At 41.6% G+C, this 26,124-nt stretch carries 22 protein-coding genes and 1 tRNA gene; 9 read left to right on the top strand and 14 right to left on the bottom strand.

All coding sequences use genetic code 11. The features are described 5' to 3' along the window. The 10 genes from KGY70_04685 to KGY70_04640 form a co-directional block, all read right to left on the bottom strand. Positions 1–319, bottom strand: a 319-nt coding sequence (locus KGY70_04685; GenBank protein ID MBS3774458.1) for a flavin reductase, incomplete at its 3' end; no start/stop codon positions are given. A gap of 155 nt (positions 320–474) precedes the next feature. Then, complete coding sequence (locus KGY70_04680) at positions 475–753, bottom strand: YciI family protein (protein ID MBS3774457.1); 279 nt, start codon at positions 751–753, stop codon at positions 475–477. A gap of 68 nt (positions 754–821) precedes the next feature. Next, positions 822–1,142, bottom strand: a complete 321-nt coding sequence (locus KGY70_04675; protein ID MBS3774456.1) for a nucleotidyltransferase domain-containing protein — start codon at positions 1,140–1,142, stop codon at positions 822–824. Positions 1,143–1,455: 313 nt separating this feature from the next. Beyond that, the gene (locus KGY70_04670; protein MBS3774455.1) at positions 1,456–2,598 is read right to left on the bottom strand and encodes a PAS domain S-box protein; all 1,143 of its coding nucleotides are present in this window, start codon (positions 2,596–2,598) and stop codon (positions 1,456–1,458) included. A gap of 130 nt (positions 2,599–2,728) precedes the next feature. Further along, positions 2,729–3,727 (bottom strand): Gfo/Idh/MocA family oxidoreductase, encoded by a 999-nt coding sequence (locus KGY70_04665; protein ID MBS3774454.1) that lies wholly within the window; start codon positions 3,725–3,727, stop codon positions 2,729–2,731. Positions 3,728–3,804: 77 nt separating this feature from the next. Beyond that, positions 3,805–4,866 carry a T9SS type A sorting domain-containing protein gene (locus KGY70_04660; protein MBS3774453.1) on the bottom strand — a complete coding sequence of 354 codons (1,062 nt, stop codon included), beginning with the start codon at positions 4,864–4,866 and terminating at the stop codon, positions 3,805–3,807. A 324-nt stretch (positions 4,867–5,190) separates the two neighbouring features. After that, positions 5,191–6,036 (bottom strand): hypothetical protein, encoded by an 846-nt coding sequence (locus KGY70_04655; protein MBS3774452.1) that lies wholly within the window; start codon positions 6,034–6,036, stop codon positions 5,191–5,193. Then, positions 6,033–6,629, bottom strand: coding sequence for a hypothetical protein (locus tag KGY70_04650; GenBank protein ID MBS3774451.1), 597 nt, complete (start codon positions 6,627–6,629; stop codon positions 6,033–6,035). Before KGY70_04650 ends, KGY70_04655 begins: the two co-directional genes overlap by 4 nt. A 27-nt stretch (positions 6,630–6,656) precedes the next feature. Then, the gene (locus KGY70_04645) at positions 6,657–7,271 is read right to left on the bottom strand and encodes a peptidylprolyl isomerase (protein ID MBS3774450.1); all 615 of its coding nucleotides are present in this window, start codon (positions 7,269–7,271) and stop codon (positions 6,657–6,659) included. Between the two features lie 32 nt (positions 7,272–7,303). Further along, the gene (locus KGY70_04640) at positions 7,304–7,906 is read right to left on the bottom strand and encodes a bifunctional nuclease family protein (protein ID MBS3774449.1); all 603 of its coding nucleotides are present in this window, start codon (positions 7,904–7,906) and stop codon (positions 7,304–7,306) included. A 249-nt stretch (positions 7,907–8,155) separates the two neighbouring features. Here KGY70_04640 and KGY70_04635 point away from each other — a divergent pair, with 249 nt between their 5' ends. Then, complete coding sequence (locus KGY70_04635; GenBank protein ID MBS3774448.1) at positions 8,156–9,286, top strand: glycosyltransferase; 1,131 nt, start codon at positions 8,156–8,158, stop codon at positions 9,284–9,286. Positions 9,287–9,314: 28 nt separating this feature from the next. Then, the gene (locus KGY70_04630) at positions 9,315–10,559 is read left to right on the top strand and encodes an ABC transporter permease subunit (protein MBS3774447.1); all 1,245 of its coding nucleotides are present in this window, start codon (positions 9,315–9,317) and stop codon (positions 10,557–10,559) included. Positions 10,560–10,867: 308 nt separating this feature from the next. On the opposite strand, the gene KGY70_04625 is transcribed toward KGY70_04630, so the two are convergent. From KGY70_04625 to recQ, 3 genes are read right to left on the bottom strand one after another with little or no spacing between them, the layout of a single operon-like run. After that, complete coding sequence (locus tag KGY70_04625) at positions 10,868–11,680, bottom strand: hypothetical protein (GenBank protein ID MBS3774446.1); 813 nt, start codon at positions 11,678–11,680, stop codon at positions 10,868–10,870. A 7-nt stretch (positions 11,681–11,687) separates the two neighbouring features. Then, complete coding sequence (locus tag KGY70_04620; GenBank protein ID MBS3774445.1) at positions 11,688–12,584, bottom strand: ATP-binding cassette domain-containing protein; 897 nt, start codon at positions 12,582–12,584, stop codon at positions 11,688–11,690. Between the two features lie 11 nt (positions 12,585–12,595). Then, the gene (recQ, locus tag KGY70_04615; GenBank protein ID MBS3774444.1) at positions 12,596–14,791 is read right to left on the bottom strand and encodes a DNA helicase RecQ; all 2,196 of its coding nucleotides are present in this window, start codon (positions 14,789–14,791) and stop codon (positions 12,596–12,598) included. A 200-nt stretch (positions 14,792–14,991) separates the two neighbouring features. Here recQ and KGY70_04610 point away from each other — a divergent pair, with 200 nt between their 5' ends. The 7 genes from KGY70_04610 to clpX all read left to right on the top strand — a co-directional run bounded on the left by KGY70_04610 (position 14,992) and on the right by clpX (position 21,336). Then, complete coding sequence (locus tag KGY70_04610; GenBank protein ID MBS3774443.1) at positions 14,992–15,951, top strand: KpsF/GutQ family sugar-phosphate isomerase; 960 nt, start codon at positions 14,992–14,994, stop codon at positions 15,949–15,951. Positions 15,952–15,961: 10 nt separating this feature from the next. After that, positions 15,962–16,792: a twin-arginine translocase subunit TatC gene (gene tatC, locus KGY70_04605; protein MBS3774442.1), complete on the top strand. Its 831-nt coding sequence runs from the start codon at positions 15,962–15,964 to the stop codon at positions 16,790–16,792. A gap of 38 nt (positions 16,793–16,830) precedes the next feature. Next, positions 16,831–17,574 (top strand): LPS export ABC transporter ATP-binding protein, encoded by a 744-nt coding sequence (gene lptB / locus KGY70_04600; protein ID MBS3774441.1) that lies wholly within the window; start codon positions 16,831–16,833, stop codon positions 17,572–17,574. Positions 17,575–17,755: 181 nt separating this feature from the next. Next, positions 17,756–17,837: transfer RNA gene (locus KGY70_04595), tRNA-Leu, on the top strand. 90 nt (positions 17,838–17,927) lie between these two features. Further along, a complete protein-coding gene (gene tig / locus KGY70_04590; protein ID MBS3774440.1) occupies positions 17,928–19,313 on the top strand; it encodes a trigger factor in 1,386 nt (461 codons plus the stop codon). Between the two features lie 41 nt (positions 19,314–19,354). Continuing rightward, positions 19,355–20,050: an ATP-dependent Clp endopeptidase proteolytic subunit ClpP gene (clpP, locus tag KGY70_04585; GenBank protein ID MBS3774439.1), complete on the top strand. Its 696-nt coding sequence runs from the start codon at positions 19,355–19,357 to the stop codon at positions 20,048–20,050. A 65-nt stretch (positions 20,051–20,115) separates the two neighbouring features. Continuing rightward, a complete protein-coding gene (gene clpX / locus KGY70_04580; protein MBS3774438.1) occupies positions 20,116–21,336 on the top strand; it encodes an ATP-dependent Clp protease ATP-binding subunit ClpX in 1,221 nt (406 codons plus the stop codon). 64 nt (positions 21,337–21,400) lie between these two features. Here the strand turns inward: clpX and KGY70_04575 are convergent, their stop codons facing one another. After that, positions 21,401–25,669, bottom strand: coding sequence for a T9SS type A sorting domain-containing protein (locus KGY70_04575; protein ID MBS3774437.1), 4,269 nt, complete (start codon positions 25,667–25,669; stop codon positions 21,401–21,403). Positions 25,670–26,124 lie beyond the last annotated feature (455 nt).

Raw genomic sequence — 26,124 nt, 5'->3', positions numbered from 1 at the left:
TGCCTTTTTCAAATTTGGCTGAGGTGTAATGAGCTTTAGTGGCTATTGCGGAATGAACCTGGTTGATTGTAAATACCTTCATCTCCAGGATGTTTTCATAGGTATGCCGGCGTGAGGCACCAAATGTCCTGGAAATAAAACCAAGGAGTGCCGGATCGCTTCCTATATGAGTGACAGAGCTGACAATGGCAAGATTGGTTTTCTGCTCCTGCGATACGGTGCCGATCATATTGGCAGGTTTAATCCCGGTGATGGAATTGATCAGGTTCAGCCTTTTGATCTGGTCCGTATCCTTGATGTCCTGGTCGGTTAAATGCATATCGTTTAAGATTTTTTCTCTATAAATTTAGCTAATACATAATTGCGATCAGCAGAGCAAGAAACTGGTCGTTTCAAATATCCCTAAACCCACATTATCCTGCCGCCCAATTTTTTGTCTCAAGTCCATATCATTCCAGGTATGTTGTATCTCATTCACTCCCCGCCAACAACCACATTCCACTTTCTGACGTACCATTCTTTGATCAGCCCGTTGTTTACATACGGGTCGTTTTGCACAAACTCCTTCACTTTTTCCGGACTTTCTCCCTTAAAAACAAGGATGGCCCCATCAGCGGGTTCATCGAAGGCGCCGGCCATAACAATTTCGTCCCTGCTATGGGCTTCCTGCACCAGTTGTAGATGTTCGCTGCGGTAAGGCGCCCGCTTTTCAATATAATCTTCAACGGTTTTGTAGAATAGTATGTAATACATGGTTGTATTTAAATTATAAGTCTATTGGTCAGATTCTTTTTTAATGAAATCATCCTTTTGATTAAGCGTCATGCATATATTCCTTCCTTAATTGCATTTTGAAAAACAGGCTGTTTTCCGCGAATCTCATTTAATTCGTCCCTGGAAAGTACATGAGTATCCAGAATGATGTTATGCTTTAACTCAATATCATAGCAATAATCAGATATTTTTCTTTTTAAATCTCTGTCAGGTTTGCTTTGAACGATAATTAAAATATCGTAATCTGATTCTTCACTGGAAGTACCGGTCGCTTGCGATCCAAATAAAATGATATCCTTGATATAATCACCAAGATGGCTCCTGAGATATTTTTTTAACTCTTTTATTAGGGTAAATCTGTCAATCATTGCAGGCTAAAATTACAAATTTATATTTGATTATCTCCTTTAAAAGGGTTTAATACTTAATTTTATTGTTTTACTTACAGGAAATTTGGTTTCCCAACCTCAAACCTTAAACTTTTTGCTCAGCCTCCATTTAACAAGTTGGCAGGTAAGCAAAGGACAGTTGGCAATCTGCCAGAATATTCTTCATTCAATCATCCAATCATCCAATCATTCAATCATCCAATCATCCAATCATTCAATCATCCCAAATGGCAAACTTTAAACATTAAACCTCAAACCTGAAACAATCTTTCCTTGCTCCATGCTCTGTCCCTTATAGTGGTATCGTAAAATAAAAGACGCTCCCCGCTCCTTCTGTTGATTCCGCCCATATTTGACCGCCATGCACTTCCACAAATTCTTTACAAAGCAACAATCCCAGGCCGGTGCCCTTCTCTTGTTGTGTACCCGGTTTCGGCCGACTGTTTTCCATTCTGAACAGTGTATCGAAGTCATCTTCACTTATTCCTACGCCGGAATCTGCGACAGAGACCATCACCCGATCATCCTGCTGATCTGCACGGATCATGATTTCCCCTCCCGGATTGGTGAATTTGATCCCATTGGAAATTAAATTCCTCAGGATGGTAAGGACCATATCCTTATCAGCAAAAACAGGGAGGTTATGCGGCAAATGTCGGGAAATGGTGATGGATTTTTGTTTCGCCGAATCATCCAGCAGATCTGTGACTTCATTGATCACGGTTACCAGCTCGATATATTCCGGGTTGAATTCAATTTTTCCCGATTGTGCCCTTGACCACTCCAGCAGATTGGTGAGCAGATCCATCGCCCGGTATGAGGAATCCCGGATAATCCGGGCATATCTCTCAACTCCTTCATAGTCCTTTTGCTGAACCTGTTTTGTTAGCAGATTGCTGAATCCAATGATGCTGTTAAACGGACCCCTCAGGTCATGCCCTATAATAGAGAATAGCTTGTCCTTGGTGGCATTAAGCCCGGCCAACCTGGCTTCACTCGCTTTTAAGGCCTGCTCGGCATTTTTTCGTTCGGTAATATCCCGCACGTTTAGCACTACGGATTGAATGGAAGGATTGTCGATCTGATTCGTGCCAAATGCTTCCAGGTAAACCCAGCCGCCGTTCTTGTGCCAATGCCGGTATTGTGTGCCCCCATTATTAGAATTGTTCAGAATATTTAGCAGTCCGGTCCTTGTCTTCTCTTGATCTTCCGGGTGAATGAACTGGTCAATTACCGGAACATTCACCAGCTCTTCCGGTTTATAACCCAGGATGTATTCGCAGGATTCACTAACGTAATGCTGAATGCCATTGGTATCCAGAAGTACGATCATATCGAAGGAATTCCTGATGAGCTGTTTAAATCTTTGTTCACTCTCACTTAAAACATCCTCTATCTGCTTCTCCAATTCTTCGTATGTTAGTTTCTTAGCCATATTTTTCAATGTATGGGGATGGATGAAAATTGAGATACATGCTTATGGAAAGGTTCAAAAAACATGCCTTTCTGATGAGAGATGGATTATCGTTTACGAAAAAATTTCTGACAGGCTCTGTTGAAGATTTTCACAGATAATAATCTCCCAATATTTGATCCATGACCCAATTGGTTCGGGCACCGCTATCCCCGTGGGACGGACATTCACCAATGCCCCGCAGTTCATTCACCACAGTCTGGATAAGCGGTTGCTGCACATGTTTGGGTTTCTCAAACCGAAAGGTCCTGGTCTGTTCGTTCCGTCTAAGGTACACATTGGCATGGTCAAAGCAGGACAATTCAATACTCCCATTTGAGCCGACAATTTCAATGATGTCTTCCTCATTCGTTTCATTCACCGTAAAGCACCAGCTACCATTGCCAATGACGGATGATGAGTCAAATTCCCAGACTGCGGACACAATATCTTCCGGTTCATATAAGCCGGCCTGATTGCTGGCAATCCCCCGGGGATTCACGATGGGCCCGGACAAATAATCCAGAAAATCCAATTGATGAGGGGCGAGATCAGCAAAATACCCGCCCCCTGCAATCTCTGGTTTCAGGCGCCATGGTTTTTCCTCCGGGTTATCATCTCCGGGAGCGGGAGGCAGATGAAGTCTGAGATTGACAAAACGAATGTTTCCGATGGCATTCTGTTCTACCAGCTCCTTGGCTTTTAAAAAATTGGGCAACATCCGGCGATAAAATGCAACAAACAGGGGCAGGTCATTCTTTTCAGCTACACCGATCATTTCCCGGCATTGCGGATAATTCATTGCCATTGGTTTTTCAACATATACCGGCTTCCCTGCATGGAGGGCTTTTATGGTATAATAATGATGCGTATCGGGAGGGGTTGCCACATAAATGGCATTGACATCCGGATCATTTATGAGTTTATCTGCATCATCATACCATTTGGGTACCTGATGCCTGCGGGCGTAATCCTCTGCCTTTCCTGTAGTTCGCCGCATCACGGCAACCAACTCCGAACCTTCACACAATTGCAGGGCAGGGCCGCTTTTCACCTCGGTAACATCTCCACATCCTATTGTACCCCATTTAACCGTTTCAAGTGATTTCATCGGTATAAAAATATTAAAAAATTCCACAAATCCAATGGTACATTAAAAGATATACCGTTTAAGCACCCGTGATCTCATCAATCCAGGACGAGGAATCTTTTCCTGTAACGTTTTCCTCCTCCGTAAAACACGGCATAGTAGACACCTCCCGGGTAACGTTTGGTATCTATGCTTCCGTTACGAAATATTTCCGTTTTATTGTCAAGTACTTTGCCTGTTACATCCAAAATCTTAATATGCCTGACTTCCTCATCCGGATTCCGTATATCGAAAAACAACCGGTCCGATACGGGATTTGGATAGATCCTGACCCCGGAATCATCATCAGGTGGTGAGGTAACCGCAGTGGGGACTGACTGCCCGTTGTACAAATTCTTTACTTCAGCTTCAGAAAGGGGATTACTGTATATCCTCAACTCGTCAATGGCGCCATCGTAATGCTGAGTGGTGCGATCCCAATGTCCTTTTCCCAGCCACAGTTTTTCATGGGCAATGGCATCGGCAAAAAACTGCGAATAGGAAGCATCACCAAAATTGTACCGCCGGTTGACCATCTCCTCTCCGTTCAGATAACCCGTATTGTAGTCTCCTCGCACCACAACCACCAGATGGTGCCATTCGCCTTCGGGTATGGCGTGATTGGAATCATAGCAAAAAGAGGGGTAGGTACAGCCGTTTTTCCAGATGGTGAAGTACAGCCGTTCCGAGCCGTAGTGGATCGGGCTGTGCCCCAGTTCAATGATCAGGCCTTTGTTTGCAGCATCAAAGAAGTCGCATTTTTCTTCTGCTCCATAGTAGAATATAGGGGCAATTCCATAGTTGGTGGGTATGTGATTTACCTTAAACCACAATGAGATGGAGCCCTCCCCCAATTCCGATAATACAGAAGGAGGAGCCTCCCCGTCACCGGGTATCCTGGCATAATCATCTTCTCCGTCAAAGGACAAAGCATTACCGGAAACACCATCTATCCGTTCGGCTCCATAAACAGTTCCGTGGTTGCCATTTCCTGTCTTGTCATAAATGGTATCTCCTTCAGTTTCATCAAAGCTCCAGTGGGCAATCAGCCCTTCCTGAGCTTTCACCTGCGTTACATTGGCAAGAAGCAATAAAATAATTGTTATATATCTCCATTTCATAATGCGTAAGGTTTTAATTGATTGTTGACTTTTTAGACGAAGATTCAAGAAAAACCTTACTTTACCGATGATATTTTATGAAAGGGATCAATCTGAGCTGATATTAACATGTTCTTTCATTTTGAAAGAAAAAACCACCCTTTTAAACAGCAATGCAAACGTTAACATATTATGGGAAAAACAATACCAGAAAAGATGAAAGAGTTGCTTCCTTTTCAAGGGACCGAATGGTAAAATTCCGGGCCGGATATATATCCTGGGAAAAAGCCGTAGGAGGGACAAAACGGTAGAAACCAATGGCCGGGAAAATACGCATAATTTAATTTATTGTCTTTCCAAAGCTTCCATTATCTTATCCGGATAATCGGTGGTAATGCCATCCACCCCATATTTACCGGCAAGCTCGGCTGCTCTTTCAGTGTCATTAACGGTCCAGACATATACATCCATATTTTTGCTCCTGGCTTGGTTCATCAATTCCTCCGAGATGAGGTTATGGTGGACATCGAGCCCGTCAACCCCTGCGCTGGTAACTTTATCGACCAGTTCGGAAACCGGTTGCTGCTCACTGGTAAGCCAGTTAAGGGGAACATCCGGAACGTATTCTTTTGCTTCTATCAATTTCTCCATATTAAAAGATATCAACGTGGCCTGCTCCACCGTTCCGGTTTCCTTCAGCAGGTCACCAAGCATAGGAAAGACCTGCCCCGCTTCACCTTCTTCCCAGCAGCATTTGATCTCAATGAAGATCTCCGTATCGGAGGGCAGAATCTTCAGAACATTTCTCAGTGTAGGTATATAAGTGCCACCGTTTAGCCTGAGCTTCCTCAGTTCTTTGTAAGCAGATATTGGGATCACCAGGGAATCATCTGCCAGACGGGATGTATTCCGGTCGTGGAATACAATCAGCGAATCATCGGTGGTGCGCCAAATATCCACTTCAACGGCATCGCTGTTCAACTCTACAGCCTTTTCTACCGCCGGAACGGTATTCTCGGTAACATATCCCGAAGCTCCGCGGTGGGCAATGATTTTGGTATTGGGTTCTTGTTTACAGCTATAGCACATACCGATAAAAATGACTAAAAAAATATAAGTGCTTCTCATTATTATAATTTGTTTCATTTTGGAATTAAGAATAGAAAGATAGGTTTCCGGTTTGATCATCATGATGATCTGCCTTTTCTTTTATTAATCTGTTCTATCAGCCGTTGAAAGTAACTTTCGAAAGTTTCGCCTTCACTCATTGGATAAGACTCCAAAGCGGAAGCAAAATTTTCCATCAATCTATTGTAGCGATCAAACATCTGTTGCAGCAATTCTTCATCCCCTGTTTCCCAGTACTGACCTTCATCAGTCATTTCAAAATTTTGAAAATACCTATCATTCAGGTGTCTAAAAAGATGTATGATCAGCTTATGGGTATGAATTCCTGCATACTGGGTCTTTACGGCCAATTGATATACGTATTTTCTTCTGGCTTCATTGCTGTCTTTGCCAAACGTTTCCAAATTGACCGGACTCGACATCTTTCCATTTGAAAGAAATGTGATAAAAACAGGTTCACAATTTGGTGGACTGAAAACGATTCCATAGATTTCCCCGTCATGAGACTCCTTTTCAAAGGAATCAACAGGAAATTGTTTCCTGAATATCGTATAATTCCATTTATAAATTTCAGCAATGTCTTGTACCTCATTTATTAATTCAGGCAGAAAAGCACCTTTGTTAATACAGCCCGAATAATAAATGCACAATCCCATACTTAATAAATTTAGCAGAATTAAAGTTCAGTAATCGTAATCATAAAACTTTTCAATTTCTGAGCGCTCTACGGTATCCACCTTAACGGTCATACGGATGTCTTTCTTCGGGGTATCGCTTTCATCGGTGGAAGTACCGGCGATTTTGTGAACCGTTCTGAATCCGCTTACAACCTGCCCAAAAACCGTGTACTTTTTATCCAGATGTTCGGCTCCGTTGGTATTCTCAATAATATAGAACTGGCTGCCGCTAGAGGCCATGCCGGGACTATCGCTTCGGCGGGCAGCGCCAACAGCCCCATAAATATGACCGTACTGAGGCCTTATCTCAGCCGGAATATTTTCCTGAATAATGGAAGGATCATAGTTCCGGGTTTTATTGCGGGTATCGGGATCGCCGGTTTGAATCATAAAGTTATCGATTACCCTGTGAAAAGTAATGTTGTCGTAAACTCCGGCTTCAGCAAGCTCTGCAAAATTCATCTTATGCATTGGGGTTTCGTCGTACAACACCATTTTAATTTCCCCGGAATCTGTGGAAAGGGTGATCAGGTAATCATGCTCGTTATCAGGAATACCCTGGGCTTTTGACAGCACAGGCATAAAAAACAGAACAATCAAAAGGCATTGCATGAATCTCATAGGGATGTATATATTAAAGGACGGGCTTCAAATTATTGTTTTTTTCTCCGGTTGATCTCATCGCGAATGGCGGAAGCTTTTTCATACTCCTCATTTTTTACGGCTTCTTCAAGAAGGCTTTCCAGTTCTTCCATATCCATATCCTTGTATTTCTGGGATGCACCTTTGGTAGTCTTTTTGGTTTTCTTCTCGCTCTTTACCTCACCGGCACCTTTCTCCTGTTCCAGGTCAATAACAATACCGGATTTGGAAAGAATTTCCTCTGTGGTATATATAGGAGCCTCAAACCGAAGAGCCAAAGCAACTGCATCCGAAGTACGGGCATCGATGGTTACGTCCTCCCCACCATTGTTGCAAATCAATTTGGAATAGAATACGCCTTCCTCCAGTTTATAGATGATGATCTCCCTCAAATTAATTTCGAACGTCAGAGCAAAATTGTGAAACAGATCATGGGTGAGCGGTCTGGGTGGTTTCAATCCTTCCAGTTGAATTGCTATTGACTGGGCCTCGAAGCCGCCAATAATAATGGGAATTCTTCTTTCACCTTCTTCCTCGGTCAATACCAAAGCATATGCTCCCGTTTGAGTCTGGCTGTATGAAATTCCCAGTACGTTTAATTTAATCTTGTCCATATATCCGTAAACCGTCTTTTCTCGTAGTTAATTGACGCAAATGTAATCAAATACATCCAATTTGTTCCAAATTACGCATAATATTTTATTATGTACACAGATGGGTAAAAATTTTGTTCGACAAAACAAGTTTAAAAATTAATTTACAAAATAAAAAATATTTTTTTGAGGATTATTTCTTTTAGAATTTATGAAATTAGCAGGAATAATTTAGAATACAACCATTGAATCAAATGCTTTACTAACCCTATGGAATCTATAGCCGCTGTTGTTTTTTTTGTTTATGGCCTTTGCATACTGAGTCTGAGTTATGGCTGGCTTAAATTAAAACGACAACCTATACTCCATGCTTCATTAACTCCCCGTACCCGGGTATCTGTAGTTGTTGCCATAAGGAATGAAGAAAAAAACATCAATTTGCTGCTCAAGCATCTCTCCGTTCAGAGATACCCCCGGCACCTTTATGAGATCATCCTGGCCGATGACCATTCCAGCGATGGAACATTATCTGTCATCAACAAATGGATACAGGAATCGGATTTATACATTCGGGTTGTACATAATGCTGCCCGGGATACCGGTAAAAAAGCCGCACTGAGGAATGGGATCAATAAGGCAACCGGAACATTGATTTTGACAACTGACGCAGACTGCACCATGAATGAATGCTGGATCATTTCAATGGTATCTTTCTATGAAAAGGAAAATCCCCGGATGATATTGGGTCCCGTACTCTACAGAACCCCTGGGAACAAAGTTTTCGGGCATTTTCAGGCCCTGGAATTCATCAGTCTGCAGGCCACTTCAGCCGGCTCAGCATCACTAAACCGTCCCCTTTTCTGCAATGCAGCCAACATGGCCTTCAGCCGAAAAATATATAATGAGCTCCGGGATCCATTATCCTCAAAAACCGTTTCAGGAGACGATACCCTATTTCTTCTCGCCATTAAAAAAAAGCATCCGGGAACAATCCGTTTCAACAAGAACCCCCATGCGGTTGTGGAGACTTTACCGGAAAAAAATTTTACGGACTTTTGGAACCAGCGCAAACGGTGGGTATCAAAAAGCAAATATTACAGGGATTTTGATATCCTATTTGTATCCGTTCTGGTTTTTGTAACCAATCTGCTCATTAGCACAGGTGCTGTGATGATGTTTTTTAATCCGTTATTTGTGAATTATGTCGCTGTACTCTTTCTGCTGAAGCTCCTTATAGATTCGTGCCTTCTGTTTCCGTTCATCCTATACTATAGGAAACATCATTTATTGCTGAGCTATCTGCCATCGCAACTGGTATACCCGTTTTATATAACAGCTACGGCACTGGGAGGAAGGCTACTGGGATTTGAATGGAAAAATCGTTCTTATCATGTAAATTGAACAAATTGTATTTATTTTGTTGTTCATTATGGAAGGAGAGCAAAACCAGTCAATATCCGGGCAAAAACAGCTATCCCCGGGCAAACTGGCATGGAGAAGATTCCACCGCAATACATTTTCCATGGCAGGCCTAATATTCCTAATCTTCATGTTTGTAGTAGCATTCCTGGGTTATTTGATCACACCCGATTCCACCCCCAATGCCAACAATCAGGAGATTGCCCTCACCACAAAAAAGCCTGGGTTTTCCGTTACAATGGTTAAAATCAGGCGTAATGAAAAAACTCAGGAAAAGAACTTTCCGGAAATGATGTTCACAGGGAAAACAAGCCTCTACCGGATGGTGCCGGTCAATAAATTGTATTTTGAAAACGGCAGGCTCTTTCTCGAGGAATATTCAGAACACGCAGAAGATGAAAAATTTATCAGTGAATACCATCCGGTGGATGTTGTTTTTCCGGTAGCATCCGATAGTTCTATAACTTATACGCAGGGGACTTATCATTTTACCGATATTCAGGGAAGACAGCGCCAAATATCCCGGAAAGAATTAAAAGAGCAAATTCAGGAAAATCAGGTGGTTCAAAAGAAATTTCATCTGGGTACGGACCGTTTCGGCAGGGATCTTTTAAGCAGGCTGATCATAGGGGCAAGAATATCTTTGTCTGTTGGCTTCATCTCGGTATTTATCTCCTTGTTGATCGGTCTTACTCTGGGTTCAATTGCCGGATATTTCCGGGGTAAAGCGGATGATCTCATCATGTGGCTGATTAATGTGGTATGGTCTATTCCCACCCTTTTAATGGTTATTGCCATCACACTGGTATTAGGAAAAGGATTCTGGCAAATATTTATCGCTGTCGGATTAACCATGTGGGTTGAGGTGGCGAGAGTAGTCAGAGGCCAGATCATTTCCATCCGCGAGAAAGAATTTGTTGAAGCCGCACGTGCTATGGGATTCAATTCAGCCCGTATCATTCTCCGCCACATATTGCCCAATGTGATCAATCCGGTGATCATCATCTCAGCGGCCAATTTCGCTACTGCCATTTTGATTGAAGCAGGTCTGAGCTTCCTGGGCATTGGGGTTCAGCCACCGGTGCCCTCATGGGGAACCATGATCAAGCAACATTACGGATACATCCTGGTAGATCTTGGATACCTCGCCATTCTCCCGGGACTGGCCATCATGCTTACAGTATTATCGTTCACATTAATTGGCAATGGATTAAGAGATGCTTTCGATACAAAAACTTCAATTAGAATAACCTGAGTCCTGTTTTCGTTTTAATTAGAGTCTGTCTATAATATCCGCTGGCTGCGTTACGCTCGTTTTTCATGCCAGTCGATTACATCTGGTAGAGACGTACGGCCGTACGCCTCTACATTTGGCATTCAAAACCCGCAAGCCTTGCCAGCGAACATTCCAGACGAGACGCTTTCAAATCTCTTTGACTTTATGGACAATTAAAAACAAAGAACATACCCAAATGATAAAACATCTCAGACAAACACTGAAGAGATTGAGGATTATGAAACATGCAACTACCTTTTAAACAAGCGTAAGAAAAAATCTTAGCATCAATAGCTTTTCCTTTTCAGTATCCAATAAGTGATTGATAGGAAAGCCGCAATGTATACAATGGCAATCACTGTTTCCTGCGGTGTAACAATGGCTGCTTCTGCAGACTGGGCGGTATTGAATTCCATTCCTATGCTTTTAAGGGATTTTGCCTGATCCCTGAACATAAGAGGTAAAGGGGTAAGTCCGGAAATGAGCTTGGCGGGAAAATATTCCTGAATATTTGTGAAAATCAGATTTCTTAAAATTACTTCACCGGGGAATAGATACAAGATGAAAGTAACGATTGCCAGCCCGTTATTCTTAAAAAGCATGGCAAATAACATGGCCATACTCATATAGGCCAGAGTTTGCAGAAAATATACCCCCACCACTTCCATTCCGGCAAACTGAGATAAACCCAAAGGTTCGCTGCCTGTAATATTACCCGAAACCAGGGATGAAACAATGACCAGCAACAGAGCATACAAGGCAATAACGACGATCATATAAATTTTCCCCAGCAATAGGTGTCCTTCATTAAGGCCATTCATGATTTGCTGCCGAAAAGTATAAAACCTGAATTCGTTACAAATAAGCACAATAACCAATATACCCAACAATATATTAAACCAGCTGGCCACCCATGAGAAAAACTCCCAAACATTGGGAAATTGATAAAGTCTGCCGATGGAAAATGCTCCCATGCTTAGCTCAATTCTGGAAACAGCAAGCACCACCAGAATATAAAACAAAAAGTGAAGGCTTAAAATTACCCTGAAGGTATTCGAAGAAAATGTTTTGATATTTTCAACATGAATCAATTTCTTCATCTGTTTCTTATTTCATCAGTTGTAAAAATTCCGATTCCAGGGTATTCTTTTGTTTTACCAGTTTTGAAAGTACGATTCCCTGATCAAAAAAGTATTTATTGAGCTCTGCGGGAGATCCTTTCTTATTCAAAAGCAATTTATATTCCTTGCTATCCTGCTTTTCATATTTCTCTATAAACGGGCATTGGTCAAGAAGACGGGCAGTTTTTCCGGTATCTTCGCTGGAAATGAACACAACCTCCTTGCCGCTGAGAATATCCTCAACTTTTCCTTGTGTAACAAGCTCTCCTGACTTTAAAATACCCACATGGGTACACACTTTTTCCACTTCATCCAAAATGTGACTGGATAAAATAATGGTTTTTCCCTTTTCCGCTTCTTTCTGTATAATATCCCTCAAATCAGAGAACCCTTCGGGATCCAGACTTTTGGTGGGTTCATCCAGAACCATCACTTCAGGATTTCCCAAAAGAACGGCCGCGATGGACAGCCGCTGTTTAAGACCCGAAGAAAGTGTTCTGAATCTGGAATATTTACGTTTCAGAAGGCCGGTCATACCAAGTGAATAGTTGATCTGAGACTCCGGTAGCTCTTTTATCCAGGTTATAATTCTCAGATTATCGTAAAGGGTTAAATAGGGATAAAAATGGGGATCTTCAATCAAACTGCCTATCCTCAGCCGCGACCGGTAACCGGGTTTCCGGTCGAACCAATAGCAATCGCCGGCTGTTTCCTTCAAAATACCCATCACGATACTCAGGGTAGTCGTTTTACCGCTACCGTTGGGGCCCAGCAAACCATAAATTTCCCCTTGTCTGACGTGCAGATTCAAACCGTTAAGGGCTCTCAGCCTACCATAATTCTTGGTAAGGTTGCGGATTTCCAGTATTGAATCAGAAGCCATAGCAGATCAGATTAATTACCATATTCCGAGAAGAATTTAATTCTCATCAAACGAATATCTTCCTCTGAATATTCATCTTCTCCAAGTTCATCTATGGCTTCCTGAACGGATTCAGTTTCCGCTTCTTCCAGAAAATATTCGTAAATATCATCCTGTTTTTCCTCGTCGATCACCTGATTGATGTAATAATCAAGATTCAGCTTGGTTCCGGACTGAACAATGGATTCTATTTCGTCCAAAAGATCGGGCATTTCCAGCCCTTTGGCACTGGCAATATCTTCAAGGGGCATTTGCCTGTCTATGCTTTGGATGATGGAGACCTTAAGCCCGGATTTATTGACCACAGATTTGACAACCATATCCTGGGCTCTTATAATGTCTTTTTCCTCTACATAGTCCTTTATCAGGTTGATGAAGGGTTCTCCGTATTTTTGTGCCTTTCCTGTGCCAACCCCGGTTATGTTCTTCATTTCATCCATAGTAATGGGGTACTGGATGGCCATGTCCTCCAGGGAGAAGTCCTGGAAAATGATAAAAGGAGGAAGGCTATTTTCTTTAGCCACTTTTTTACGCAAATCCCTTAGTATACTTAACAGCTCATTGTCAACGGTTCCTCTTTTTCTTGTATCTTCCTGGGTTGCCTCATTGTCGTCCATATAATCATAATCATGATCTTTACCGATCAGAATGCTATAAGGATTCTCCAGGTATTCTCTGCCCCTGTCACTCAGTTTAAGCAGCCCGTAGTTGATGATATCTTTATCAAGCAACCCTTTAACCATGGCCCTCCGGATAATGGTCTTCCAAAAATCAGGTTCATAGTCTTGTCCTGCACCAAAGAGCTCCAGAATATCATGACCATATGATTTGATGGTATTTGTAGCTTTTCCTGCCAGAAAATTGGCAATATGATCATGTTTGAACTTCTCTTTTACGGCCTGCACTGCTTTAAGCACCTTTATGAGATACGATTTGCCTTCAAATTGTTCTTTGGGATGGATACAATTATCGCAGTTCTGACAATTTTTTTCATGATATTCCTCACCAAAGTAGTGCAATAACTGACGTCTTCTGCAAACCGAAGATTCGGCATAGGCAGTGGTTTCCAAAAGCAATTGCTTACCGATCTCCTGTTCATTAATGGGCTTGCCCTGCATGAATTTTTCCAGCTTCTGTATATCCTTATAGGTATAAAAGGCAATGCATTTTCCTTCACCGTCATCTCTTCCCGCACGTCCTGTTTCCTGGTAATAGGCTTCAAGGCTTTTGGGTATGTTGTAATGAATCACAAACCGGATGTCGGGTTTGTCAATACCCATACCAAAAGCAATGGTGGCAACGATCACATCAATATCCTCCATAAGGAATTGATCCTGGGTATTTGTACGGGTTGCCGAATCCATACCCGCATGATAAGGCAAGGCTTTTATGCCGTTTACTTTAAGCGTTTCAGCCAGCTCCTCCACTTTTTTCCTGCTCAGACAATAAACAATACCCGATTTGCCGGGATTATTCTTTATGAACTTGATAATTTCCTTGGTGGCATTCTTTTTGGGTCGAACCTCATAATACAGATTCGGCCGGTTAAAGGATGACTTAAAGACCTTCGCATCAAGTATGCCCAGGTTTTTCTGAATATCGTGCTGTACTTTTGGTGTGGCCGTAGCCGTCAAGGCGATAATTGGCGCCCTGCCTATTTTATCGACCATAGGCCGGATTTTCCGATATTCCGGTCTGAAATCATGGCCCCATTCGGATATACAGTGGGCCTCATCTATAGCGTAAAATGCTATCTTGGCCTGCTTGAGAAAATCTATATTATCTTCTTTTGTGAGCGATTCGGGTGCCACATATAACAATTGTGTTTTTTTATTCAACACATCCTCTTTAACCTTCTGCATTTGGGTTTTGGATAAAGAGGAATTCAAAAAATGGGCAACTCCCTCTTCCGAACTAAATCCCCTCATGGCATCCACCTGATTTTTCATTAAGGCAATCAGGGGAGATATGACAACAGCCGTACCATCGGTTATCATAGAGGGCAACTGATAACAAAGCGATTTACCTCCACCTGTAGGCAAGACAACAAAAGTGTCATGCCCTGTTAAAAGACTCCGAATAATTGCTTCCTGGTTTCCTTTAAACCTGTCAAACCCGAAATAATTCTTCAGATAATCTTTTAATGAAATTTCTGCTCCTACACTCATTTTTCCAATCTTCTAAATTTTTACAATTACACTTTATTTTTAATTAATTTTGCAGCGAATATTTATTTTTGACAAAATCAAATAACAAATTAAGACTTAAATTTACTCTTTTTATATTGATCAATCACAATTTTTGTTACACTTATTTACATATTATTTGACAAAATTGATAAAAATCATGACAGACTCAACAGGAAAATATGGGATTTGACGTAAAAAAACTGGCAAAAGAAACCATTATTCAGGAATCTAAGTCGGTAAGGAATCTTGCAAATTATATAAACGAAGATTTTGAAAATATAGTACATCTCATTTATCATTCTAAAGGCAGGGTTGTTATAACAGGTATCGGGAAAAGTGCCATAATAGCGGAAAAAATTGTGGGCACTTTGAATTCTACCGGTACGCCGGCCATTTTTATGCATGCAGCCGATGCCATTCATGGTGACCTGGGAATCATCCAAAAGGAGGATATCATCATCTGTATTTCAAAAAGCGGGAACACTCCTGAGATAGAAGTACTTGTTCCTTTGCTTAAATACCGGAACAATCCGCTCATTGCGATGATTTCCACCACCAATTCTTTTTTGGGAAGGAATGCCCATTACATTATCCAAACCACGATAGATAAAGAGGCCTGCCCCCATAACCTTGCCCCTACCAGCAGCACCACCGCACAACTTGTTATGGGAGACGCCCTGGCTATTTGTCTTTTGGAATACAGGGGATTTTCCAGGGAAGACTATGCCCAATACCATCCCGGCGGAGCACTGGGCAAAAAACTCTACCTGACGGTGGAAAAACTTTATAAACAAAATGAAGTTCCCCAGGTCAGGATCGATGACAGCATCAAACATACCATAATGGAAATATCGTCCAAACGCTTGGGGGCCACAGCGGTACTTAACGATAATAAACTGGTGGGTATCATCACGGACGGAGATCTGAGGCGTATGCTTGAAAGACACGACGAAATAAGCAATCTGAAAGCCCGGGATATTATGACCACCAAACCCAAGACCATTAAAAAAAATGAATTGGCGATAAATGCGTTTAACATGATGGAAGATCACAATATCACCCAGCTTATTGTAAAGGAAGACGGAACATACCTGGGGATGGTCCATCTACATGATATTTTAAAAGAAGGGATCGTATAAGAAATTTCAAATGAAGGAAGATAAAAGTAACGCTCAAGGTTTTTTAGAACATCTGGAAGAATTAAGATGGCATCTCGTACGCTCGATTGTTGCAATTGTAATTGTAGCTATTGTAGTTTTTATAGCAAAAGATTATATTTTCAGCAATATTATATTGGCTCCGAAAAACCCGGAGTTTTTCACAAATCGGGTTTTGTGCAACCTCGCAGACAAAATACAGGTGGATAACCTGTGTATAAACCGTACACCTCTGCAGATCATCAACATAAAAATGACCGGGCAGTTTGCCATGCATATCATGATTTCTTTGGTGCTCGGCGTAATACTTGCATTCCCGTTTATATTCTGGGAGTTCTGGAGTTTTCTCAAACCCGCATTATATGAAAAAGAAATACAATACAGCAAAGGTGCAGTATTTTTCAGTTCACTTCTTTTCATAATGGGTGTATTGTTTGGGTATTTTGTCATCACACCTCTGTCTGTGCATTTTCTTGGATCTTATCAGGTCAGTGAGCAGGTTTCCAATACCATTCACCTGAAATCCTATATCGGAACAATTGCCTCAGTGGCGCTTGCAGCCGGCCTGATTTTCGAACTGCCGATACTGATCTATTTCCTGAGCAAGGCGGGTCTGGTATATCCTGAATTTTTAAAAACCTACAGAAGGCATGCCATCATCATCATATTCATTATGGCAGCCGTAATTACTCCGCCGGATGTTTTCAGCCTGGCATTGGTGACATTACCGCTTGTACTGTTATACGAGGTAGGGATTGTCATTTCAAGAAGAATTGAAAAGCAGAAAGAAAGAGAAGAACGGGAAGAAGACCTGGCAGGATAAAATAAATTAAATGTCATGAGGCAAAATGGGAGGTAACAATGCCGGAAAAAACTACATTATATACAAAAGACCTTATTAAAAGGTATAAGTCAAGAACCGTTGTCAATCAAATCTCCGTAAAAGTATCACAGGGTGAAATTGTTGGTTTGCTTGGTCCGAACGGAGCAGGGAAAACCACAACATTTTACATGATCGTGGGGTTGATCAGACCCAACAGAGGAAGGATATTTCTGGACCAAAAGGACATCACGCGTGAGCCCGTGTATAAGAGAGCCAAGATGGGAATAGGATATCTGGCTCAGGAAGCCTCTGTTTTCAGAAAATTAACTGTGGAAGATAACCTGAGGGCGGTTCTGGAAATGTCAGATATCCCCAAATCCGAACAAAAAAAACGGGTTGAAGGGCTTCTTGATGAATTTGGACTTCAAAGGGTCCGGAAAAACCTGGGAATCCAGCTTTCCGGGGGCGAGCGAAGAAGGACGGAAATAGCACGGGCTCTGGCTCTTAACCCCAAATTCATGCTTCTTGACGAGCCCTTCGCAGGGGTTGATCCCATCGCAGTGGAAGACATACAGGAAATCGTTACGCGGTTAAAAAACAAAAATATTGGCATACTCATTACCGACCACAATGTGCATGAAACGCTTTCCATCACCAACAGGGCCTATTTACTTTTTGAGGGTTCCATTATGAAAGCCGGAACCTCTAAAGAGCTTTCCGAAGACGAACAAGTAAGAAAAGTATACCTGGGTAAGAATTTTGAACTCAGAAATTTTAATTAAATCCTGAAATTATTCCGCATCAGCAATCAATCTAACTAAAAAAAATAACACCCCACATTTATCGTTATCAGTTTTGGTCGTTCTGATAGAAATACAATGAATTTGAATAGGATAAGTACGGATTTTTTCGGGAGATTCTTCTATTGAAATAAAAATTTACATATATTTGCACCACTTTTATGCGGATGTGGCGAAATTGGTAGACGCGTCAGACTTAGGATCTGGTGCCTTCGGGCATGGGGGTTCGAGTCCCTCCATCCGCACTCTGACTAATGAGTCAAAACATACCGCTAAAACATGAAGAAAAGGTTTTAGCGGTTTTTTAGATGGAATAGAAAATAAAAAGTCGGATCATGGATATAACAAAAGAGAATAAAGACGATCTTAATGCAGTCCTGAAAGTTCAGGTTAAGCCTGAAGATTATAAGGAAAGGGTAGACCAGGTGGTGAAAGATTATAAGAAAAAAGCCAAAATGGACGGATTCAGGCCTGGGAAAGTACCCGAAAGCCTGATCAGAAAAATGTATGGCAGATCCATAAAAATTGAGGAGATCAACAAACTGGTCAGCGAAAAAATATCAGAATATATACAAAACGAAGATCTGCAAATATTAGGCCAGCCCTTGCCCAGTCATGATGAGCAGAAGAATATCAACTGGGATCACGACAATGAATTTGAATTTGCCTTCGACATAGGAATGGCTCCGGATTTTGAACTGGAAATATCAGAAGAGGATAAGGTTCCCTATTACACCATTCAGGTTACCGATGAGCTGATCGACAAACAGGTAGAAAATTACCTGGAAAGATACGGCGAGTTTAAACCCATCGATGCCGTGGAAAGTAAAGATGAAATCATTTCAGCCCACGTCAGCGAGCTGGATGAGGAAGGAAATCCGAAAGAGGACGGAATTGTCAAGGAGGACGCCACCCTTTCACTTCAGGTGATCAAGGAGGAGGAGATCAAGAATAAATTTGAAGGCGCCCGGGTGGGAGATGAAATTGACATAGATCTGAAAAAGGCATTTCCCAATGATACGGAAATTTCCTCCATGCTGAACATTGATAAAGAAAAGGCCGAAAGTCTCGAAGGGTTGTTCCGGATTTCTATTACTGAAATCAAGAAATTCGAAAAAGCCGAACTGAACCAGGACCTTTTCGACAAAATTTACGGAGAGGGCAATGTAACCTCAGAAGAAGAATTCAGGCAAAAAATCAAGGAAGAGCTTGAGCAACACCTGAAACCCGAAAGCGAAAGAAAGCTGACTCATGATATAAAGGAATATTTCGTGGGAAAGGTTAACCCGAAGCTCCCCAGTGAATTTCTGAAAAGATCGCTGAAAGAAACGCAACAAGGCGAAAATCTGTCAGAAGAGGATATCGAAAAGGACTTTCCCCGTTTTCAGGAAGATTTGAAATGGGACCTGATCAAAAATAAAATTATTAAGGAAAATGATATCCAGGTAGATGAAAATGAAGTGCTGGAACTGGCCAAACAGGTTACCGCTCAACAATTTCAACAATATGGTTTGGGAAATTTACCGGACGAACAACTGGAACAATATGCTCCCGAGTTACTTAAAAAGGAAGAAGACCGGAGAAAATTTTACGAACGCAAATACGAAGAAAAAGTAGTAGATTTTATCAAAGAACACATTACATTGGAAGAAAAAGAAGTAACTTCGGAGGAATTCCAGGAAATGCTCCAGGAAGATCAGAATAAACAATCACAGGAATAATTTGTAGGAACTTTACTTAATTTTAAAATAATACATCAACTATGGACTCAAGTAAGGAATTTAGAAAATATGCCACCAAACATCTAGGTATCGGAAGTATGAACCTGGATCGATATGCATCTGTTTATAATGGTTACATTAATCCAACAATTATCGAGGAAAGACAATTAAATGTAGCCCAGATGGATGTCTTTTCCAGGCTGATGATGGACCGGATTATTTTTATGGGTGTACCCATCAATGATGATGTTGCGAATATCATTCAGGCCCAGTTGCTTTTTCTGGAATCGACCGACCCGGCCAAAGACATTCAGATTTATCTGAACTCACCGGGTGGAGCTGTACATTCCGGATTAGGCATCTATGATACAATGCAATATATTAATCCTGATGTATCAACCATTTGTACAGGCATGGCTGCATCTATGGGTGCTGTGATTCTTGCTTCCGGAGCACCGGGCAAAAGATCCGCCCTTCCCCATTCAAGGGTCATGATTCATCAACCCATGGGAGGTGCAGAAGGTGCCGCCGCCGATATCGAAATTACAGCCAGGGAAATATTAAAGCTGAGAAAAGAGCTGTATAATCTACTGGCCAAACATTCGGGCAATACTTATAAAAAAATAGAAAAAGACTCTGACAGGGATTATTGGATGACCGCTGAAGAAGCCCAAAAATACGGAATGGTTGACGAAGTGCTTCTGCGTACGAAAGATGAAGAGGAAGAAAATGAATAAACGTTCAATAAACTGAATTGAATAAGGAATTTTAATAAAAAAACACGAGAAGGATATAAGTGACTATGGAAAAGTGCTCATTTTGCGGTAGAGAAAAAAAGGATACAAATTTACTTATTGCAGGAATATCCGGTCATATATGCGACAAATGTATAGAGCAGGCCTATAGTATCGTCCAGGAAGAAGTTAAAAAGAAAAATGATTTTGACATCAACGAGATTCAGTTACTAAAACCTTCTGAAATCAAGGAATTCCTGGATCAATATGTAATCGGTCAGGAAGAGGCCAAAAAATATCTCTCGGTGGCGGTTTATAACCATTACAAAAGGCTCATGCATTATAGCAGCAACCAAAAAGAGGATATAGAGATCGACAAATCAAATATCGTTTTGGTGGGAGAAACCGGCACCGGGAAAACACTTTTGGCCAGGACCATTGCAAAAATGCTCCAGGTACCGTTTACCATCGTTGACGCTACGGTATTAACCGAGGCCGGGTATGTAGGAGAGGATATTGAAAGCATTCTTTCCAGACTGCTCCAGGTGGCCGATTATAATGTGGAGGCTGCGGAAAGGGGCATCGTTTTTATCGACGAAATTGACAAAATCGCCCGGAAAGGGGATAATCCATCCATAACCAGAGACGTTTCAGGAGAAGGCGTGCAGCAAGGTCTGCTGAAACTTCTGGAAGGGTCTGCCATCAACGTTCCTCCCCAGGGTGGAAGGAAACACCCCGATCAGAAGATGATCCAGGTAAATACCAACAACATCCTTTTTATCTGTGGCGGGGCTTTCGATGGTATCGAAAAGAAAATCGGGCAAAGGCTGAATACCCAGGTAATAGGATATTCTTCCAGTAAACAGAAAGAAAAAATTGACCGGGAGAATCTCCTTCAATACATAGCTCCGCAGGATCTTAAAGCCTACGGGCTGATACCGGAAATTGTCGGGAGGCTGCCCGTGCTTACTTATCTGAATCCGCTCGATCAGTCAGCACTCAAGCAGATCCTGACCGAGCCCAAAAACTCCATCGTTAAGCAATACAAAAAGTTGTTCGAACTGGACGGTAAAAAACTGACTTTCCAGGAAGAAGTGCTGGACTACATTGTACAGAAAGCCGTTGAGTTCAAACTGGGGGCTCGGGGGCTAAGGTCTATTTGTGAAGCCATCATGACAGACGTAATGTACGATATGCCCTCTATAGAGGATGAGGAGATAGAGATCACCCTTGATTACGCCAGGAAAAAGCTGGGGAAAGTCAATATGCACAGATTGAAAGTTGCATAATAAACCAACAAAAAATCCCGGAATAATAAAACCGGGATTTTTTTATGTTTCTACTGCCCCCCAGTTAGTCTATCAACAATTTTTTTGTGATTTGTTTCCCGTCTTTGCTCAAACGGACCAGATACATACCTTCCGGATAACCTCTAAAATCAATAGTAACAAGATCTTCTTCAATTATTTTACTGTAAATCATTTTTCCGGTAAGGTTATAGATCTGGAGATTCAGAAATTCATAATTTGTTTTATTCTTGATGTTGACAATTCCATTGGCAGGATTGGGATAAATCAAAATATCTTCATTTACAAGCTTTTGTTGCCCCGAATTAATTTCAAACAAACCCACTTGTATACTACTATCCTGACTCATCCTAACTGTTGACTGATATTGCTCGTAACCACTTGCTTCTACCGTATACTCATATACTCCCCTGGTCAGCTCCGTTGTGGCTTCACCAATTGAATCTGTCCGCAGATCCATGGTATCAATATGAATTTGGGCACCCGATACGGCCTCACTATCCTTTTTACGCACCACTTTAAATGCCAATGTATAAAACCTGGATAATTTAATCGTCATGGAAGTGGTATCATCAATCTGCAAATCATCATTGTACTCTGTATAAGAATCTTTATAAAGGTGAAGCGGATAAATTCCCTTTTCCAATAGAAAATCAACCTTTCCGGTTTTATCGGTATATCGGTTAAGGGTGTCCAGCTTAACGCTTACCGAGTCCAAAGGCTGGTCTTCTTCATCCAATACAGTAAAGTTGACGGGGTACTTAATTTTTTCTAAAACGATGTTGATTGTCGTATCGGAATTCAGATAAAAGCTCCCTGAATCCGTGTGGTATTCGGGAACGTTGACCTGATAGGAATGTTTCCCTACACTCCAAATGTCTTTAAAAGTACAGTAGCTTTGCTCGGTGGACTCGGATGAATCATCCAGAATAACTTCACCTTCATCCGAAAGAATTTCTCCGTCCGCTCCGTACAATGCAAATGAAACATCATATACCGTTTTCCTGAGAACAAATTCTTTTTCTATGTTACCTTCAAGTTCAAGAATTCCGGTAACATTCTGGTATCCTTCCTTATTGATAGCGTATTCATAGGTTCCCTCATTCAATACAAAGGAAACCTCACCACCGGAATCTGTTTCATACGTATTGCCGTCAATACCTATCTTAACACCTTTAATCCCTGACTTACCGTTCCCGATTCTAAATATTACCGTATCTCTGGGTAAACACATGATTTCAGCATCCCATCCCGCGCCGGTAACAGAACCGTCCGACTGAAAATCAAAAGTGAGTGCTCCTGAATCATTTTTTGCACTGATCAGATCAGGCTTATTGTCATTGTCATATTTCCCAATTAACGGGGCTTCAACAGAAGTGCCGTCAAAAATACGCAATGAATCAAAATGAGCTTCCACATCAAATGATTTGAAATCTGCTGTTAAGTTATATCTTCTGTCCGCCGGTTTGAACGTAATTTTGCTATATTCACCATTCCCGTAATTTTCATTGGATCCGCCGGAATCAAAAAACAGTCCGTAGTTCGTATGTATGGTGTCGCCTTCACTGATCCGGTAAGCAGGGGACGTGCCGAGAATAATCCTTCTCCTGTCAGAAGCCCGATATTGGCTTTCTGTACCTCCACTCACATTAATTCTCCAGTAGAGCGGAACTCCTTCCGGCGCGTCCGGGTCTGCAGTAATACGGAATGTAAGCGTATCTGACGCACCCGCTTCAATAAGTTCCATTTCATCTTCCGATTCATTGACAAAAAGGTAGTCCCTGTCATTTCTAATATTTAATGTCCCCTTGACGTTTTTAACGGAGGCATGTCCTTCATTATGGATCACGGCATGTAAATCAACAGTTTCACCCGGATCGAGAGAATCATTCCCGCCGGGACCATCATCCAGGATCAAGTCTCCTATTTTCAAAGAAGGTGCATCAATAGTGAACCGGAATTTTGAATGCCACACATATTGAGTTCCCTGTTCATCCTCTCCCCTGATGTCCATATTTATCAAAGCTTTATGCTGATCTTCAACGGAATCGCTGACTGTAAATTCAAACCCTTTTATCTTCTCTGAAAGTGTATCAGGTGGTACGTGGCCACACTGCTTATAATATTCGGTCAGTTCAATATAAGGATCGCTGGTGTAAAGGCTGTCCGTTACGTTGTAGGCGGCAAAAGAATCACTTACATTTTCAAGCACGACATCCAACCCTACAGTTTCAACATAATCAACCTTTTCATCAACATTACCTGCTGAATCACGGAAGGTGGTACTTTCTAATATTAAATAAGGCTGATCAGCAGCTTTTACATCAATGCTCTTTTTATAGGGTTGTTTGTTTTGTGCAGTAGCCAACAGCTCAATTTCCCCCGGCCTTTGCAGTTTTGGAAACGAGAGGGTAACTGTACCGGTTTCATCAGCAAGCCCTGCATCCAGTAATTTGCCATTATATGAAATTGCTACATATGTAAAAGGGTCAGTGCTTGCTGTTAAAGCGTCCATGCCAAGAATAAATTCATCAGGGAAATGTGAAACAGATAATGTATCCGGTATTCTAAAATAAGGCATCAAAGAGGGATCGCCCATCAAATGATACACTTCCCAATAAAAGTCATTGTAATAAGATGCTGAGGATTCCACTGCCAGGTTGCCTGCAGCAATCATCTGCCCCTGGGTAATATACCATTCAGATGGATCTTCCCCGTGGGTATGAAACATCCTGTCATACATTCCCAACCCCGATTCCTTATAGGTTGGATGGGCCACAATGTTACTTGTCAATCCAACACTCCACCAATAATCTTCATCCCAGAAGGTTTCACCGGAAGCTCCAATAGCTCCGACAGCCCCTTTATTCTCTGCCCTCAGGGCAGCTTCACCAAAGCATTCGGGTTCATCAAACTTCAAAGTCCAGCAAGTGTTGCTGATCCAAAGCCCATATTTGCCATTATCGGTAAGGGAGGAGATATCCTCCAGATTAAAGGAAGGATCGGACCAACCCTCGGAAATACCATGGCCTGAATAGTTGACAAATCCCGTCCCCCTATTTACATTATTTATTATTGAATCACTAACAGCTTCATTCCCCTCAGGAGGATCTTGAAGAAATGCCCGTGCCACGATTCCATTATCCGCATTAAAATAATAATCAGTCCCATAATTCATCTGGCCATTCCCATAGGGATCTTCGTATTCTTCATCCTCTCCCGCTACAAGCAATGCTTTATTCAGGTAAGAAGGATCAGACATGCCATACTTCTCATACTCCAATGTTTTATTTACCATTGTTTTTAGCTGGGAAGTATCTGTAGCAGGAAAACGACCGTAAAATACTTCGGGTAAATGGTCATCGGTATATTCGCAATAATAAAGATCGGTTACATGAGAACCACCGACTCTACTGGGCCAGGAAGGAATCTGAGCAATGTCACCAACCAGCAGAACAAAACTGGGAGGTGTTTGAGCGGGCTTTTCATACAACTGTTTCAAAAAATCCTTTATCTCCACTTTTGAACTGCCTATGGAATCGGTATATCCCTCAACTACATGAAACCCCTTTTTTTCTTTCCATTCGATAAAAGGCTGGAGGTGATCTTCAAATTCCGGAGGGGAAACGATCACATAGGTGAAAGGAGCGTCCCCGGATGATTCATTGCTGACTTCTTTGGTCTGGGTATTGTTGATGGTATTATTCTCTACCAGCTTATAATAAGGATTGGAAGTACCTTTTACTTCCAATCCATCTTTGTTTGTCTTTCCTCCTGTGAAAGAAATTGTAAACTGAAGGTCTCGGATCACCTTCAGTTGATTTTTTACCGGATTATATTGAAAGGGAGATATTTCCAATCTTCCAAGCCGTATATTCCGCATCGTTCCGATCTCTTCAAACTTAACCAACTCTTTGCCCAGAAAACGGTTGGTCTTATATACCTGTTCATCATAATAAAATTTTTCCTTACCTTCCCGTTTCTTCGGTCTGGAAGGTTGAGCAGGCATTATCTTCTGATGAATTCCCCTCTCTTTCAGTTGAACAATTTCCTCATCGTATCCTTCAATCTTCAACTCTACACTTGCGCCAGCAGGTATCTGAAGCAGCCTGGTTTTAAAAGGAAGATCCGGATGACCTTTACGAAATGATTTTACGAATCCTTCGCTCTCTATTGCCTTGAATAATCCTTCCGGGGTAGACTTATCAACCAGCCGTATTGCCCCAACTTTATTAACCGCTTGTATGCCATCTACCTTTTTTTTAACTACCCGAAACCCTGTTTCCCTGTTGGAAGTTAGATCTATTCGTTCCACCCTCTGGCCAAAACTGAAATGACCAAAAACAGCAACAATAAAAATCAAGATTGCAAATGAGCGGTTCATATTAAATATAATAAGTCACGATTCTGTAAAATATAATAATAAGAATCTGCTTTTTTTGAGAGATGCTTACTGTGTTTGCTTTGTATTTTTACAAAGTTGGCAGGATTTAATTATTAATGGAAGTCATTCATCAATGGAATGTGGTTGTTTATCAAAAGAAGGGATAACATCTTAGCCTGCATTATTCTCACCGCAGCTATAGCTGCAAACAAATTTCCCTTAACCTGATGATAAGTATCATGCTCATAGGTGTTGTAATTTTTTTTGAACCAGTAGAGTAGAGCAAGGCGAGACTATAGTCCAACTCGCCTTCCCCCCTCTTCAAATCCGTACGTGAGGTTTTCCCTCATACGGCTTCCCGACAGGCTTCACCTCTGGTTTTCACA

The sequence above is a fragment of the Bacteroidales bacterium genome, from assembly GCA_018334875.1.
Lineage (GTDB): Bacteria > Bacteroidota > Bacteroidia > Bacteroidales > UBA12077 > JAGXLC01.
The sequence above is the reverse complement of the archived record's forward strand: the minus strand, read 5'-3'. Positions and strand labels throughout refer to the sequence as shown.